This is a genomic window from Devosia neptuniae, assembly GCF_025452235.1.
Lineage (GTDB): Bacteria > Pseudomonadota > Alphaproteobacteria > Rhizobiales > Devosiaceae > Devosia.
Genome location: NZ_CP104965.1, coordinates 1,820,609 through 1,835,575, shown reverse-complemented (window position 1 = coordinate 1,835,575; position 14,967 = coordinate 1,820,609). Strand labels below are relative to the sequence as shown.

The 14,967-nt window shown below is 61.5% G+C and carries 19 protein-coding genes; 6 read left to right on the top strand and 13 right to left on the bottom strand.

The window, feature by feature from the left end; all coding sequences use genetic code 11:
* Window positions 1–6: 6 nt before the first annotated feature.
* Window positions 7–180 (bottom strand): hypothetical protein, encoded by a 174-nt coding sequence (locus N8A98_RS11840; protein WP_162740312.1) that lies wholly within the window; start codon window positions 178–180, stop codon window positions 7–9.
* Between the two features lie 117 nt (window positions 181–297).
* Between N8A98_RS11840 and N8A98_RS11835 the strand changes: the two genes are divergently transcribed.
* On the top strand, window positions 298–1,050 hold the full coding sequence (locus tag N8A98_RS11835) for a sulfite exporter TauE/SafE family protein (protein ID WP_262171546.1): 753 nt from the start codon (window positions 298–300) through the stop codon (window positions 1,048–1,050).
* Window positions 1,051–1,055: 5 nt separating this feature from the next.
* Here the strand turns inward: N8A98_RS11835 and N8A98_RS11830 are convergent, their stop codons facing one another.
* A complete protein-coding gene (locus N8A98_RS11830; protein WP_262171544.1) occupies window positions 1,056–1,520 on the bottom strand; it encodes a DUF305 domain-containing protein in 465 nt (154 codons plus the stop codon).
* 25 nt (window positions 1,521–1,545) lie between these two features.
* Window positions 1,546–1,833, bottom strand: coding sequence for a DUF3175 domain-containing protein (locus N8A98_RS11825; RefSeq protein ID WP_262171543.1), 288 nt, complete (start codon window positions 1,831–1,833; stop codon window positions 1,546–1,548).
* On the opposite strand from N8A98_RS11825, the gene N8A98_RS11820 reads away from it, so the two are divergent.
* Entirely contained in the window at window positions 1,832–2,569 is a 738-nt protein-coding gene (locus N8A98_RS11820; protein ID WP_262171541.1) for a UdgX family uracil-DNA binding protein, read from the top strand. The two genes, N8A98_RS11825 and N8A98_RS11820, sit on opposite strands and share 2 nt — an antisense overlap.
* Before the next feature lie 49 nt (window positions 2,570–2,618).
* Here the strand turns inward: N8A98_RS11820 and N8A98_RS11815 are convergent, their stop codons facing one another.
* A complete protein-coding gene (locus N8A98_RS11815; protein WP_035098656.1) occupies window positions 2,619–2,879 on the bottom strand; it encodes a DUF2312 domain-containing protein in 261 nt (86 codons plus the stop codon).
* Between the two features lie 328 nt (window positions 2,880–3,207).
* On the opposite strand from N8A98_RS11815, the gene N8A98_RS11810 reads away from it, so the two are divergent.
* The 3 genes from N8A98_RS11810 (at window position 3,208) to N8A98_RS11800 (ending at window position 6,401) form a co-directional block, all read left to right on the top strand.
* Window positions 3,208–3,792 (top strand): DUF1036 domain-containing protein, encoded by a 585-nt coding sequence (locus N8A98_RS11810; protein ID WP_262171539.1) that lies wholly within the window; start codon window positions 3,208–3,210, stop codon window positions 3,790–3,792.
* Window positions 3,789–5,228 carry a pyruvate kinase gene (pyk, locus tag N8A98_RS11805; RefSeq protein WP_113122462.1) on the top strand — a complete coding sequence of 480 codons (1,440 nt, stop codon included), beginning with the start codon at window positions 3,789–3,791 and terminating at the stop codon, window positions 5,226–5,228. Before N8A98_RS11810 ends, pyk begins: the two co-directional genes overlap by 4 nt.
* A 75-nt stretch (window positions 5,229–5,303) precedes the next feature.
* The gene (locus tag N8A98_RS11800; protein WP_262171537.1) at window positions 5,304–6,401 is read left to right on the top strand and encodes a DUF4037 domain-containing protein; all 1,098 of its coding nucleotides are present in this window, start codon (window positions 5,304–5,306) and stop codon (window positions 6,399–6,401) included.
* On the opposite strand, the gene N8A98_RS11795 is transcribed toward N8A98_RS11800, so the two are convergent.
* On the bottom strand, window positions 6,402–6,806 hold the full coding sequence (locus N8A98_RS11795) for an SRPBCC family protein (RefSeq protein ID WP_113122460.1): 405 nt from the start codon (window positions 6,804–6,806) through the stop codon (window positions 6,402–6,404).
* Between the two features lie 84 nt (window positions 6,807–6,890).
* Window positions 6,891–7,016, bottom strand: a complete 126-nt coding sequence (gene ykgO / locus N8A98_RS11790) for a type B 50S ribosomal protein L36 (protein ID WP_035098668.1) — start codon at window positions 7,014–7,016, stop codon at window positions 6,891–6,893.
* A gap of 224 nt (window positions 7,017–7,240) precedes the next feature.
* Here ykgO and N8A98_RS11785 point away from each other — a divergent pair, with 224 nt between their 5' ends.
* Window positions 7,241–7,741, top strand: a complete 501-nt coding sequence (locus N8A98_RS11785) for an HIT family protein (protein WP_262171961.1) — start codon at window positions 7,241–7,243, stop codon at window positions 7,739–7,741.
* On the opposite strand, the gene N8A98_RS11780 is transcribed toward N8A98_RS11785, so the two are convergent.
* From N8A98_RS11780 to N8A98_RS11750, 7 genes are all read right to left on the bottom strand, one after another.
* Window positions 7,738–8,760, bottom strand: coding sequence for an ABC transporter ATP-binding protein (locus tag N8A98_RS11780; protein ID WP_113122459.1), 1,023 nt, complete (start codon window positions 8,758–8,760; stop codon window positions 7,738–7,740). The genes N8A98_RS11785 and N8A98_RS11780 overlap by 4 nt on opposite strands.
* Complete coding sequence (locus N8A98_RS11775) at window positions 8,757–9,740, bottom strand: ABC transporter ATP-binding protein (RefSeq protein ID WP_262171533.1); 984 nt, start codon at window positions 9,738–9,740, stop codon at window positions 8,757–8,759. The genes N8A98_RS11780 and N8A98_RS11775 overlap by 4 nt, the downstream gene beginning before the upstream one ends.
* A 1-nt stretch (window position 9,741) precedes the next feature.
* Window positions 9,742–10,662, bottom strand: coding sequence for an ABC transporter permease (locus N8A98_RS11770; protein WP_113122457.1), 921 nt, complete (start codon window positions 10,660–10,662; stop codon window positions 9,742–9,744).
* On the bottom strand, window positions 10,662–11,585 hold the full coding sequence (locus N8A98_RS11765; protein WP_113122456.1) for an ABC transporter permease subunit: 924 nt from the start codon (window positions 11,583–11,585) through the stop codon (window positions 10,662–10,664). Before N8A98_RS11765 ends, N8A98_RS11770 begins: the two co-directional genes overlap by 1 nt.
* Window positions 11,586–11,690: 105 nt before the next feature.
* On the bottom strand, window positions 11,691–13,304 hold the full coding sequence (locus tag N8A98_RS11760; protein ID WP_262171531.1) for a peptide ABC transporter substrate-binding protein: 1,614 nt from the start codon (window positions 13,302–13,304) through the stop codon (window positions 11,691–11,693).
* Between the two features lie 218 nt (window positions 13,305–13,522).
* Window positions 13,523–13,687 carry a hypothetical protein gene (locus N8A98_RS11755; RefSeq protein ID WP_262171529.1) on the bottom strand — a complete coding sequence of 55 codons (165 nt, stop codon included), beginning with the start codon at window positions 13,685–13,687 and terminating at the stop codon, window positions 13,523–13,525.
* On the bottom strand, window positions 13,684–14,967 hold the full coding sequence (locus tag N8A98_RS11750; RefSeq protein WP_262171528.1) for an acetyl-CoA C-acetyltransferase: 1,284 nt from the start codon (window positions 14,965–14,967) through the stop codon (window positions 13,684–13,686). The genes N8A98_RS11755 and N8A98_RS11750 overlap by 4 nt, the downstream gene beginning before the upstream one ends.

Genomic DNA, 14,967 nt, shown 5'->3' with positions numbered 1-14,967 from the left:
CGCCCCCTAGCTGTGGTCCTGGTCTTCCCGCTGATATTCGCGCCGGGTCTCGATTTCGGTATGGGCTTTTTCAAGGCGCGTCCGCCCCCGGTTGCGCATCATGCCATAGCCGATCGCCACGGCCAGCACGACAACACCCAAGGTCAACAGCACGAGCCAGAATGCTGGTCCAGATTGCATGTCGGAACTCCTTTTGAGGGCAACGAGTTGGAGATGACATGGTTGCCGTGCCGTAACGGCGGGTCGCGCGGGCTTGGCAAGCGGGTCAAGACCGCCCCCCGCATGGAACCTTGAAAATTGGATCTGAGCGCGCTCGCCATCTACATCGCCCTGGGCTTCCTCGCCCAACTCATCGATGGCGCCCTGGGCATGGCTTATGGGCTGATTTCCACCTCCGTCCTGCTGGCCACCGGCGCGCCGCCGGCCATTGCCAGCGCCAGCGTTCACGCCGCCGAAATGGTCACCACCGGGCTGGCCGCAGGCTCCCATGTCTGGAACAAGAATGTGGATTGGCGCATCTTCCGGCGGCTGGTGCCGGCCGGTGTCGCCGGCGGCGTGGTCGGCGCTTATCTCCTGACCAACCTGCCCCAGCAGCCGGTCAAATATTTCGTCGTCCTCTATCTCAGCGCCATGGCCGTGCTGATCCTGTGGCGGCTCTTCCGCGGCTCGGCCGCCCCCAGGCCCCGCATCAGCGTCATTCCCATCGGCCTGGGTGGCGGTTTTCTCGACGCCCTGGGCGGAGGCGGCTGGGGGCCGATGGTAACCTCGACCCTGATCGCCCGCGGCGACGCGGCACGCCAATCCATCGGCTCGGTCAGCGCCTCGGAATTCTTCGTGACGCTCGCCATCTCGATCACCTTCATCACCACGCTCGATTTCAGCCGCTATGGCGAGATCGTGCTGGGCCTGATCATCGGTGGCGGGATAGCGGCGCCCTTTGCCGGCTTTCTCGCCCGCGTGCTGCCGCAGCGCCTGTTGATCGGCATCGTCGCGGTGATCGTCATCGTCCTGGCCGGCTATAATTTCATGGGCTTATTGGGTCCCGGCTGACTGTGTCACGGCAACCGCGCGGCTATAGCCTCCATCTGTTCGATCTCGCGGCGTTGCCCGGCCTGGATTTCATCGCACAGCGTTTGCAGTTCGGGATCTTCGAGCTGGGCCTCCCGGCACATCAGGATCGCCCCCGAGTGATGCGGGATCATTGAGCTGATAAATTGGCGGTCATCGACCAGCGTCTGGCCACGAATGGCAAGGAATGCGCCCATGAACAGAAGGGCAAAAAGCGCATAAAGCACCAGATTGAGCGCCCGGTTGCCATACATGCCGCCCATCGTGGCGAGCATGATGATGGCCATCGGCGCCACCATGGTGACCGCCATGTAACCCATGTTGATATTATTGCGGAAATCGGCCCAGCCATCAATCATCGAGAACATCACCAGGTACATGATGATGCCGCTCAGGATCAGGTTGAGGGCCAGCATTCCATAGGCGGACTTTGACGGCTTGGAATGGTCCATCGATCGTCTCCGCTTGCTCTGCGCCTCACTCTTCGTCGCGGCCAAACGCCTTGCGCAATTCCTGCTTGGCCTGTTCGAGCACCTTCCGCTCCTTCTGGCTCAAATTGTCGCCGGCCCGGTTGATGTAGAATGTCAGCATGGACATTGCCGATTGATACGGCTCGGCCTTGCGCCGGTGCGAGCGCTCGGCGGAGTGCTTGAGCGAGGCGGCGATCTCCCGCGGATCATCGGATTTGAAGATGTGATCCTCCAGATCCATCGCGTCGCTATGTTCGGTCACATCGGCCGACCATTTCTGTTTTGCCTTGGTCATGGTGGCTCTCCTTCCACGAGGAAAACCCCTGAACCGCCCCGCAGTTGCGCCGGCAACCCCAGCGGCGTGCGCGGCGTTGCTCAACGAGCAAGCCAAGACATCCGAGCAGATTATGGCCGAACATTCCCCAGCAGAAACCGAGATTACCTCCCTTGCCCAGGCGCGTGCGGCGGCGCGCTCCTGCACGCGATGCCCGCTCTATGAGCATGCGACCCAGACAGTGTTTGGGGAAGGTCCGCGTGATGCGCTGGTGATGTTTGTGGGGGAGCAACCGGGCGATAAGGAGGACCTAGCCGGCAAGCCCTTTATCGGTCCGGCCGGCAAGGTGCTGGATGAGGCGGTGGAAAAGACCGGCATCGACCGCCGCCGCGTCTATGTCACCAATGCGGTCAAGCATTTCAAATTCGTGCCGCGGGGCAAGCGGCGCCTGCATCAGCGGCCCGATGGCGGGGAAATCCAGGCCTGCAAATTCTGGCTGGAGCTGGAAATCGCCTTCATCAAGCCAAAGATCATCGTCGCGCTGGGCGCCACCGCCGCTCGCAGCCTGCTCGGCAAAACCGTCACCATCGGCAAGCTGCGCGGCGCGCCCATCAAGCGCGATGACGGCGCCACGCTATTTGTCACCAACCACCCCTCCTACCTGTTGCGCATCCGCGACAAGGCCGACCAGGCGCGCGAACGGGCCAGGTTCGAAGAGGAATTGAGCATGGTGCGCAGCGCCATCCCCGCTCCGTGAACGGCAGGGGGGTGGAGCTCTACAAAGCGGGGCTTTCCCCGCCTTGCGCTCAGTCGTCCGACGGCGCCGCCACCATGCCCAGGGCGCTCATATAGAGCTCGAGCAGCGCTTCCTGCTCCATGCGCTCATTGGCGTCCTGCTTGCGGATCGCCACGATCTTGCGCAGGATCTTGGTGTCGAAACCATTGCCCTTGGCTTCGGCATAGATTTCCTTGATATCGGCCGCGATGGCGGACTTTTCTTCTTCCATGCGCTCGATGCGTTCGATGAACGCGCGGAGCTGGTCCTGGGCAACGCTGTCTTCGGCCATTCTTTTATCCTTCTGGTTGGGAGCATGCAGCTTCCGCGGCTGCCCCCGCCCGCGCGCATGCCGCGCGAGCAAAATTTCACCCGCACAGATAGCCGCGCGGTGTTGGGCTTGGTTCAAACCCAGACCCCGCTCCGGTTCAAGCCTTTTGTGGGTCAATCCACACCCGGAACGGGCTTGAAAATGCCCGGCGGACGCAATGCGGTCACATCCTTGCGAGTCTGGCCCTATCTGCGCCCGCAATTCCGTCAAATCGCGGCTTTAGCCATTGACCTTGGCACCACCTTGTTATCAAACAGGCTCGTTTTTCCCGATGATTTCCGGCACGCTCTTGCGAACTCTCCGTCTCGGTCTAACCCTGGTCGGCGCGACGCTGACAAGCCTGGCCTTTTTTGCCATTCCGGCAAAGGCCGATCTGCGCATCTGCAACGAAACCGCCAACCTGGTTTCGGTGGCCATCGGCTATCGGGCCGATCGCGGCTGGATGAGCGAAGGCTGGTGGCAGGCCCCGCCCGGCGATTGCCGTGTATTGTACCAGGGCGATCTGCAGCGTCGCTTTTATTACATGTTCGCAGTCGATGATATCGGCGGTGGGGCCTGGGATGGTTCGGTATTCATGTGCACGCGCGACGAGACCTTTACCATCTTTGGGGTTGAGGATTGCCTGGCGCGGGGCTATGAGCGCACGGGGTTCTTTGAAATCGATACACAGAACCGTTCGGACTGGACGTTGCAGCTCACCGAGAGCGGCGTCGAGCCTTCGGTTACCGCTCCCGGCGGGCAAGATCTGGAAGATCCCTCATTTCTGGTCGATCCGAACGATGTGAACGCCGCTCCACCGCAAGACGACATTCCAGCTCCGGACGAGCCTCCCCCGCCGGACGAACCCAATAGCGAAGGCATGGATACGCAATGAGACGCATGAGACGGGCAAAGATCGTCGCCACCCTCGGGCCCGCCAGCCACGACGAGAAGATGATCGAGGAACTGGCCAAGGCCGGCGCCGACGTCTTCCGCATCAATATGAGCCATGCCAGCCACGAGCTGCTGCACCAGACCGTTGCGCGCATTCGCAGCGTCGAGGCGCGGCTGAAGCATCCTCTGGGCATTCTGGTCGATCTGCAGGGTCCCAAGCTGCGCGTCTGGAAATTCGCTGAAGGCGCCATCCAGCTCGTCGCGGGCCAGAAATTCACCCTCGACAGCGACAAGAACGACACCGGCAATGCGCAGCGTGTCTACCTGCCGCATCCCGAAATCATCGAAAGCGTCTCGGTCGGTGACCGTCTGCTGCTCGACGATGGCAAGATCGCGCTCAAGGCCACCAAGGTGGGTAATGGCGCTATCGAAACCGAAGTCATCTATGGCGGCAAGCTCTCCGACAAGAAGGGCGTCTCCCTGCCCGATACGCTCCTGCCGACCGGCGCGTTGACGGAAAAGGACCACGCCGATCTGCTCGAAGGCCTCAAGGCTGAAGCCGATTGGATTGCCCTGAGCTTCGTGCAGCGTCCTGAAGACATTATCGACGTCCGCAAGATCGTGCAGGGTCGCGCCGGCGTCATGGCCAAGATCGAAAAGCCCCAGGCCATCGATCGCCTTGAGGAAATCGTCAAGCTCTCCGATGCCATCATGGTGGCGCGCGGCGATCTGGGCGTCGAACTGCCGCTCGAAACCGTGCCGGGCCTGCAAAAGCGCATGATCCGCATGGCGCGCCGTTATGGCAAGCCGGTGGTCGTGGCCACCCAGATGCTCGAATCCATGATCACGGCGCCCGTTCCGACCCGCGCCGAAGTCTCGGACGTGTCGATCGCCGTATTCGAAGGCGCCGACGCCATCATGCTCTCGGCCGAGTCTGCGTCGGGTCAATACCCGGTCGAAGCCGTCGCCACCATGAACAAGGTGGCCGTGGCCGTTGAAGGCGACGCCAATTATCGCGGCATCATCCGCGCTGCCCAGACCGAGCCGGAGGCCACCGCCGCCGACGCTATCTCAGCGGCGACCCGCCAGGTTGCCGAAACTCTCGATCTGGCCGCCATCGTCACCTATACCGCCTCGGGCTCCACCGGCATCCGCGCTGCCCGCGAACGGCCGGCCAAGCCGATCATCGTGCTCTCGCCCAATATGCGCACCATCCGCCGCATGTCGGTGGTGTGGGGCGTGCATTGCGTGCAGACCGAAGATGCGGTTTCGCTCGAAGACATGGTCGATCGCGCCTGCGTTATCGCCTATCAGGAGGGCTTTGCCCGCCCCGGCGACCGCGTGGCCATCACCGCCGGCATTCCCTTGGGCACGCCCGGCGCCACCAATATGCTGCGCATCGCCTTCGTCCGCCAGGACGGCGCCGGCTCGAGCTGAGGCTATCCGATCACTGCTTCAAATCGAAAAGGCCCGCCCTGTGCGGGCCTTTTGCATTTCCAGAGCGGATCAACCATGTTGGCCTTGCAAGCGGGGGGAGAAGGCATGCAGGGCATCGAGCTATCGCGCGGTTTCTATACCGATATCGTTCAGCCCTGGTTGGGCCGGATCGCGCCGAACCTCCGCTATTCGGCATCATTGACCACCTACGGCTCGGAGCTGCTGGGCTTTGACGACGAGACCTCCCGTGACCACAATTGGGGGCCGCGTGTCCATATCATCGTCACGCGGGCACAGTTCGATGCGCTTGCGCGCCAGTTGGTCGAGCAATTTTCCAAGATTGCGCCGGCCAGCTATCGCGGCGAGCCCATCGGCTGGCGCAGCCGGCCGCATCCGCCGGCCAATGGCATGGAAGCAGCGGGAGCGCTGGAACACGGGCTGGAGTTTCATACGCTCGAAGCCCTCCTCGAAGGGCATTTCGCAATACGCTCGGCGGAAGGGCTCGATCCCCTGCAATGGCTGGGCTTTGCCGAACAGAAGCTGCTCGCCTTTACCTCAGCTCCCGTCTTTCACGATGACGATGGTCGCCTGCGTCAGGCCCAGGACCGCCTGGCCTATTTTCCCGATGACATATGGCTCTACAAAATTACCTGCCAGTGGCGGCGCATTGCGGAGGAGCAGGCCTTTGTCGGCCGCGCGGGACAGGTAGGCGACGACCTCGGTTCACGGGTCATCGCAGCGCGGCTGGCGCGCGACGTGATGCGACTGGGGTTCCTGCTCGAGCGGCGCTACCCGCCCTATGCAAAATGGTTCGGTAGCAGTTTTGCCAGGCTATCCATTGCAGCGTCGCTGTCGCCTCACCTGCAGCGGGCCCTGCTATCGAGTGAATGGACCGAGTGCCAGGACGCGCTTGCTGCGGCCTATCTGGAACTGGCGCGGCACCAGAACGCCATCGGCGTTGCCCGGTTCGAGCCGATTGTCGGCCCATACCATGAGCGGCCGTTTACGACCATCAATGCTGACGATGCCGTGGCGGCGGCGCAGGCGGCGATATCGGATGCCGCGATCAAGCGCCTGCCGATTGTCGGCGCGCTCGATCAGGTCAGCGACCTGACGCCGCTGCTGCAGGACGCCAGACTCTCCCAACGGATGATGCGCCAGTTGCACGAGTGACTACGTCCTGCGCGCCTCCAGCAGGCTCTTCAGCGTCAGAAAATCCGTGGTGATCCACTCCACCGCCGAGGTAAATTCAGCCTCGCTCATGCCCGGCCGCTGATAGAAGGTGAAGGTCAGCTCGGTGCCGTCCTGATTGGGCATGACCCGCATCGGCGTATAAAGCAGCGGCTCGCCCGGCACGAAGACGGCATGGTCCAGCACGCCGAATGTATTGGGCGGGGTGAAGCGGAAATGGCGTTTGCCAAAGGGCGTGTCGGCCTGCCAATCGCCATTGCCGACGGGCTTGTAGCTCGCCTTGTCCACCGCGGCCCATTCGCCATAATTGCGCGGCTGCGAGAGAAACCGGTAGGTCGCCTCGTAGGGATACTCGATCTGGATGCTGATCGTATGCGAGCGGCGCATCGGCTTTCTATGCAACACAAATGGGGTAGAAAAACAAAAGCCCGCTTTCGCGGGCTTGAGTCAACTCAACATTGGTCGAAACGCTTAGCCCTGACGGGCCTTGTAGCGCTTGTCCACCTTGTTGATGATGTAAACCCGGCCGCGACGGCGGACGAGCTTGTTCGCGCGGTGGCGAGTCATCAGCGCCTTCAGCGAATTGCGGATCTTCATCTTGGTATCCTCGGTCAAACAAAAAGGGCGCCCAAGAGTTTTCTCTAAGCGCCGCCCGGAAACTTGGGGGCATACATAGGGAAAATGCCCCGCCCTGTCAACGCGCCAAAGCCATGGTTTTCACCGCAAATCGGCACATCTGGAACAGCACCGAAAAAATCACCGATAACGCCGATCCGAGCAAACCAAGCTATTATGGTAAATCGCTAAAAACAGCAGGCCAGCTGATGGATCGCCAGCCCTTCGACCTCGCCTCCCTCACCAAAGCCAGCCAGACCGGCCCCTGCTTTATCTGCAAAATGCTGGCGGGCGATCCGGGATACCGGCACCACGTCATTGCCGAAGACGAGTTCGTCGTCGCCTTTCTTAGCAAATATCCCACCCTGCCCGGCTACACGATCGTCTGTCCCAAGGCCCATATCGAAGACTTGGCCGAGGGCCTGACGCCGGATGATTACCTGAAGCTTCAGTCACATGTGCACCGCCTGTCCCGTGCGCTTAAACAGGTCTTCGATGCCGAGCGGATCTATGTGCTCTCGCTCGGTAGCCAATCGGGCAATAGCCATATCCATTGGCACGTGGTGCCGCTGCCCAAGGGCGTGCCCTATGAGCAACAGCAATATCACGCGCTGATGGCAGAAAACGGCGTCCTCAAACTTCCGGACGCCGAAATGGGCGATATCGCCGCGCGAATTGCTGCCACTCTGGCAGCGCTGGGAGACTAAACCCCCAGCACCGCTTCTTCCGGCACTTCGATTTCGCGCCAGCGGTGGCAGGCTACCAGCCTTCCGCCATCGATGGTTTCGAGCGGCGGGCGTTGTTCGGCGCAGAAGGGCTTAGCGAAGCGACAGCGGGTGCGGAAGGTGCAGCCCGAGGGCGGATTGATCGGGGAAGGAATTTCCCCTTTGAGCGCATCGATATTGCGTTGTCGCGCCAGTTTGGGATCGGGGATCGGCACCGCCGTCAGCAGCGCCCGCGTATAGGGATGCTTGGGCTCTTCGTAAATCTCGTCGCCCGTTGCCAGTTCGACGATCCGCCCCAGATAGAGCACCAGAATGCGATCCGACACATGCCGCACCACCGAGAGGTTGTGCGAGATGAAAATCAGCGTCAGGCCGAACTCGTCCTTGAGTTCGCTCAACAGGTTGAGAATCTGCGCCTGGATCGACACGTCGAGCGCGGAAACTGGCTCGTCGCACACGATGAGCTTGGGTTCGGTGATTAGCGCCCGGGCAATGCCGATACGCTGCGCCTGCCCGCCCGAAAATTCGTGCGGATACCGGTTGATCATTTCGGGCAAGAGCCCCACCGCTTCCATGGTCTTGAGCACGCGGGCGCGCCGCTCGTCCTTTTTCAGCTCCGGCCGCAGCGTGCGTAGTGGATCGGCGATGATTTCGCCCACCGTCATGCGCGGATTGAGCGAGGCTAGCGGGTCCTGGAAAATGATCTGCAGGTCCTGCCGCCGCTTGCGCATTTCCTCGGCCGGCAGCTTGGTCAGGTCTTGCCCCAGCCACAGCACCTGTCCCTCGTCGGGGCTGAGCAATTGCAGGATGCAGCGGCCCAGCGTGGACTTGCCGCAACCGCTCTCGCCCACAATGCCCAGCGTTTCGCCCTGGCGGATGGTGAAATTGATATTTTCGAGCGCCGTCAGCGTCAGCGGCCGTGCGAACAGGCCCGAGGAAATCGCAAAGGTCTTTTTGAGATTCTTGATTTCGAGCAGATTGATCGGGGTCTGGTCCATCATGCGACCTTTCCGTAAGTCATCGGGCCTTCATAGAAACAGGCCTTTTCCCGTCCATTGCCGGTATCGGTCAAAGGCGGGCGTTCATTGAGACAGCGGTCGAACGCAAAGGCGCAACGCGGATTGAACGAGCACCCCTTGGGCAGGTGTTCAAGGCTGGGCGGCAGGCCCTGGATCGGGTCGAGCCGCTCGGCGCGCTTGGCGATGTGGGGCGTCGAATGCAAGAGGCCCAGCGTATAGGGATGGCGTGGATCGTAGAACAGATCGTCGGTCACCCCCTTTTCCACGGCGCGCCCGCCATACATCACCATCATGCGGTCGGCGATGCCGGCCACCACGCCCAGATCGTGCGTGATCAGCACCAGCGAAGTGCCAAAATCGTCGGTCAGCGTCTTGAACAGGTCCAGCATCTGCGCCTGCACCGTCACGTCCAGTGCCGTGGTCGGCTCGTCCGCAATCAGGATCTTGGGCTGGCAGAGCAGGGCCATGGCAATCATCACGCGCTGCCGCATGCCGCCCGAGAGCTCATGCGGGTAGGCATTGGCGCGCTTGGCGGGTTCGGGAATGCCGACCCGCTCGAGCATTTCCACGGCCGATTTGATCGCCTTGCCCTTCTCGAAGCCGCGATGCTTGACCAGCACTTCGGCCAGTTGCGTCTTGACCCGCAATGTGGGGTTGAGCGAGGTCATCGGATCCTGGAAGATCATCGCGATATCCTTGCCGCGATAGATATCCAGCTGCCTGGGCGCCAGCCCGATCAGGTTGACATCGCCCATCATGGCGCGCCCGCCGGTGCGGCCATTCTTGGCCAAGAGGCCCATGATGGCGAGAAAGGCCTGGCTCTTGCCCGACCCGCTCTCGCCCACTACGGCCAGGGTCTCCCCTTCCGACAGGGCGAAATTCATCTCGCGCACGGCATGCACTTCGCTCTCATGCAGAGCGAAGGTCACCGACATGTCTTCCACTTTAAGGACTTGTTTCATGTTAGCGATCCTTGGGGTCGAGCGCGTCGCGCAAGCCGTCCCCGATATAGGTAAAGCAGAGCAGGAGCGTCACCAGCACGCCGGCCGGGGCCAGCAGCATCCAGGGCAGCACTTCCGCCACCGGCGCGCCGAACGAAATCAGCGTGCCCAGCGAGGTCTGCGGCTCCTGCACGCCAAGGCCCAGATAGCTCAGGAAGCTCTCGGCAATGATGACTTCGGGAATGGTCAGCGTGGCATAGATCACCACCGGACCGGTGAGGTTCGGCACGATATGGCGCAGGATGATCGTCCAGGGCTTGGCCCCGCCCGCGCGTGCCGCCTCGACGAATTCCTTTTCCTTCAGCGACAGGGTCTGCCCCCGCACGATGCGCGCCATGGTCAGCCATTCGATCGCCCCGATGCCCACGAACAGCAGCACCGGATTGCGCCCGAACATCACCACGAGGATAATGACGAACAGGATATAGGGCAGCGCATACATGATATCGACGATGCGCATCATCACCGCATCGACCCGGCCGCCGAAATAGCCGGCCACAGCGCCATAAACCACCCCGATCGAGACCGACACGATGGTGGCGACACCCGCCACGATCAGGCTCATCTGGGTGCCCTGCAGCACGCGGGCCAGCATGTCGCGGCCATTCTGGTCGGTGCCGAAATAATGGCCCTTGGCGAAATCGGGTGGCTTGCGAATGGCGGTCCAATCGACCTCGGCATAGCCCCAGGTGAGGAAATACGGCCCGATAAACGCTGCCAGCACGATGAAGATGACGAGGAAGATCGCCACCACCGAAGCCTTGTTGCGCTTGAGGCGCCTGATGGCGTCCTGCGTCAGCGAGCGGCCCTTGGGCGCGTCCAGCGTTTCGAGCTTGCGCGCATAGGCGCTGAGGACTTCGTCTTTTCCAGTAATCCCGGCCATCAGCGATACCTCACCTTGGGGTCAAGCCAGGCATAGAGGAGATCGACCAGAAGATTGAGCGCCAGGATAATGAACATGTAAAGGATAGTCGTTCCCAGAACGATGCCGTAGTCGCGATTCAGCGCTGCGGTGACGAAATATTTGCCGATCCCCGGCAGCCCGAAAATCTGTTCGACAGCCAGCGAGCCGGTGAGCAAATAGGAGAGCCCCGGCCCCAGATAGGACACGACCGGCAACAAAGCCGGCTTGATGGCATGGCGCGCCAGCACCAGCCGCTGCCCCAGGCCCTTGGATTTGGCGGTGCGCACATAATTGGTGCCCAGCACCTCGATCATCGAGCCGCGCATCAGCCGCGAAATACGCGCCGCATGTGGCCAGGCCAGCACCGTCACCGGCAAGACCAGATGCCAGGCCGAACCATTGACCCAGCCGCCCGCCGGCAGCCAACCCAGATAGACGCCGAACCACAGCTGCAGGATCGCCGCCATCAGGAAGTTCGGCACCACCACGCCCAGCATCACCACCAGCACCAGCACATAATCGGGCCATTTGTTCTGGTTCACCGCGGCGATCATGCCGGCGACAATGCCGATGCTGGTGGCGATCACGAAGGCGGTCAGCGCCACGGTCAGGGTGAAGGGAAAGCCGATGCGGATCAGTTGGCTCACATTGAAGCCGTCGATCACCATGGACGGACCCAGATCCCCATGCAGCAGCCGCCACAGATAGATGAAGTACTGGTTGATCAGGGGCTGATCGAGATTGTAATGCGCCCGCAGATTGGCGAGCACCGTGGGGGGGAGCGCACGCTCACCATCGAACGGACCGCCCGGTGCCAGGCGCAGAATGAAAAAGCAGACGGTTACGGCAATCAATGCGATCGGAATGGCCGATAGCACGCGCCGCAGGGCATAACCCAACATGATTGTAAACCTTTGCTATCCAGGGCGCTGCGTCCACGCGCGCTCGCCGGAATAAAAGAGATCGTGGGAGCCGGTCGGGCCCCCACGATCATCAAGCCCTTGGGCTTACTCGGCCTTGGTCAACCAGCGCGTACGGTGGATGTCCTTGGCATTGTCTTCAAAGCCGGTGATCTTGGGCGATACCAGGTTCTTGGACACATACCAGTAGATCGGGATGGCCGCGAACTCGTCCATGGCCAGCTTTTCGGCCTGGTGCAGCAGGCCGGCGCGCTTGACCAGATCCAGCTCCGAAGACGCTTCGGTGGTCAGGCGGTCGAATTCGGCATTCGAATAGCGGCCGTAATTGTTGCCCCAGTTGATCGTGTCGCCCTGCTTGGTGCCGGTGCGCAGCAGATCAAGCGTGTTGGAGGCATCGGAATAGTCGAGCAGCCAGCCGGCGCGGCCGACATTGAAGTCACCGGCACGCAGTGCATCATAGTGCACGGCAGTTTCGGCATTGAAGAGCTCGACCTTCACACCGATCGGCTCCCACATGGCAGCAATCGCCACGGCGATACGCTGGTGGTTGTCATTGGTGTTGTAGCGCAGCTGCAGGGTCAGCGGCTTTTCCGGCGTATAGCCGGCCGCGGCCATCAATTCCTTGGCCTTGGCGACACGCTCTTCATAGGGCTGCTTGGACCATTCGGGCAGATAGACTTCGCCTTCATAATTGGCGGTGCCTTCAGGAACCCAGCCATAGGCCGGCAATTCGCCAGTGCCCAGGATATCGGGGCCGATCACGTCGCGCAGCACCGAGATCGACAGCGCTTCACGAATATTGGGATCGTTCAGCGGCGGCTTTTCCTGGTTCAGCACATAGTAATAGATGCCCAGGAACGGCTCGACATGGGCCTGGCCCGGCAGATTGTCCTGGATCCACTGATACTGGTCAGCAGGGAAATCGGTCAGGATGTCAAATTCACCGGCACGGTAGCGATTGAGCGCCGCAGCCTGATCTTCCAGTACGTGGTAATAGACCTCGTCGATCTTCACGTTCGCTGCGTCGTAGTAATCTTCGTTCTTGACCGAATGGACATAGGAGCCCGGCAGCCATTCGGTAATCTTGTAGGGACCATTGGCAACGATATGCTCGATATTGGTCCAGGCATCGCCATATTCGTCCACCAGGTGCTTTGGCACCGGATAGGCGGTGTAATGGGTGAGCGCCTGCAGGAAGAACGGGGTCGCCGCTTCCAGGGTGATCTCGACGGTCTTGTCGTCGATGGCCTTGACGCCGAGCTGGCTGAAATCGGTGATTTCGCCCGAGTTGATGGCCTCGGCATTCTTGATGGGATATTGCAGATAGGCATATTCGGACGCCGTCGCCGGGTTCATCAGGCGCTGGAAGGCGAACACGAAATCTTCGGCCGTGACGGGCTCGCCATCGGTCCACTTGATGCCTTCGCGCAGATGGAAGGTATAGACCGTGCCGTCCTCGGAAATGTCCCAGCTCTCGGCCTGCCCCGGAATGGCGTCTGCCTTGATGTCTTCGGTGACCAGACCTTCGATATAGTCACCGACAATGCGGTTTTCCCAGTCGCCCGACACCTTGTGCGGATCAAGCGAACCCGGATCGCCGCCATTATGCATCTGCAGCGTGACGGCCGAAGCGGCCGTGCTCATCATCAGCGCCACGGCGCCGGCGGCCGCTACCGCTGTCAGGGTTTTGTGAAGTTTCATGCTCGTTCCCATCTCCTTTTGGAGTTTCCTGAGTTTTTTCTTGTCCCGCGCGTTTGTTGCAGCGGGTGGGTAGTCTTGTGGCCGTCAGATTTGACCCGACGGTCAAGATTGCTGGACGGTATTACGCAATTCCGTCCACTGACAAGTAAAACATTGACCTAAGCGTCAAGGCCGCCGGAATTATTAACATGCTGTGAAGCCTGAGAGACACAGCCTCTTCAAGCGCCGCCCAGCAGGCCCGCTTGCCGGATAAAGTAGATGGCAACCGCGATCGCCACCAGCGCCACGAACGGCACCCAGCCCGGTAGCGGACCGCGTGGCTTTTTCACCGGCGGCTCGGGCTGTTTCTCGATGCGGCGGAATTTAACGACATTGTCGCTCATAGCGGGCTCTCTACCAAAGCCGCGACACCCATGCCGCCGGCCGTACACACCGAAATCAAAGCCCGTTTTCCCGGTTCCGTCGACAGCAATTTGGCCGTAAGCCCCAAAATCCGCGCGCCGGTGGCGGCAAAGGGATGCCCATAGGCCAGGCTCGACCCCTTCACATTGATCTTGGCCGGATCGATCACGCCCATCACGGCATCGCGCCCCAGCACATCTTTGCAATACGCCGGATCGTTCCACGCCTTGAGCGTGCACAGCACCTGCGCGGCGAATGCCTCATGCAGCTCGAAATAGTCGATATCGTCAAACCCGATGCCGGCCCGCGCCAGCAGTTCCGACACCGCAATGGTGGGCGCCATCAGCAATCCTTCGCCATGGGCAAAGTCATTGCCGGCGACCCGCCCCATGGTCAGATAAGCCAGCACCGGCAATCCCCGTGCCCGCGCCCAATCCTCGCTCGCCAACAGCACCGCGCTGGCTCCATCGGTCAGCGGCGTCGAATTGGCGGCGGTCAGCGTGCCCAGACCCGAGCTCTTGTCGAAGGCCGGCTTGAGGCTGGCCATTTTCTCGATATTGGTGTCGGCCCGCACATTATTGTCGCGCACCAGGCCCGCACAGCTCACCAGCAGGTCGTCGTGGAACCCTTCGTCATAAGCCTTGGCCGCGTTGCGATGACTGGCCACGGCCAGCTCGTCCTGCGCCTGGCGCGAAATTCCCCAATTGCGCGCCATCAGCTCGCAATGCTCGCCCATGGAGAGGCCCGTGCGCGGCTCCTGCGTCGAAGGCGCCACCGGCCGCAACTCGCCAAACGAAAATCCCTTGAACGCTCCGAACTTCTCGCCCGCCGAGCGCGCCTTGGACAATTCGATCATCCGGTGCTGGAATTTATTGCCGAACACCACCGGTGCATCGCTGACCGTATCCGAGCCCGCCGCAATGCCGCTCTCGATTTCGCCAGTGGCAATCTTGGCGCCCAACACCAACGCCGCCTGCAGGCTCGTGCCACAGGCGATCTGGGTATTGGTTCCCGGCGTGCGGGGCGAAAACCCCGCATCGAGCGTCGCCTCCCGCGCCAGATTGAAATCCCGGCTATGCCCGATGACGGCGCCGGCCATCACCTCATCGATCTTCTCGCCCTTGAGGCCAAACTTGTCCGCCAGCCCACCCAATGCCGTCGCCAGCAGCGACAGATTGGTCTCATCGGCATAGGCCGTATGCCCCCGCGCAAACGGCGTCCGGGCCGACCCGACAATGGCAACTCTCCGCAATTCGGCCAT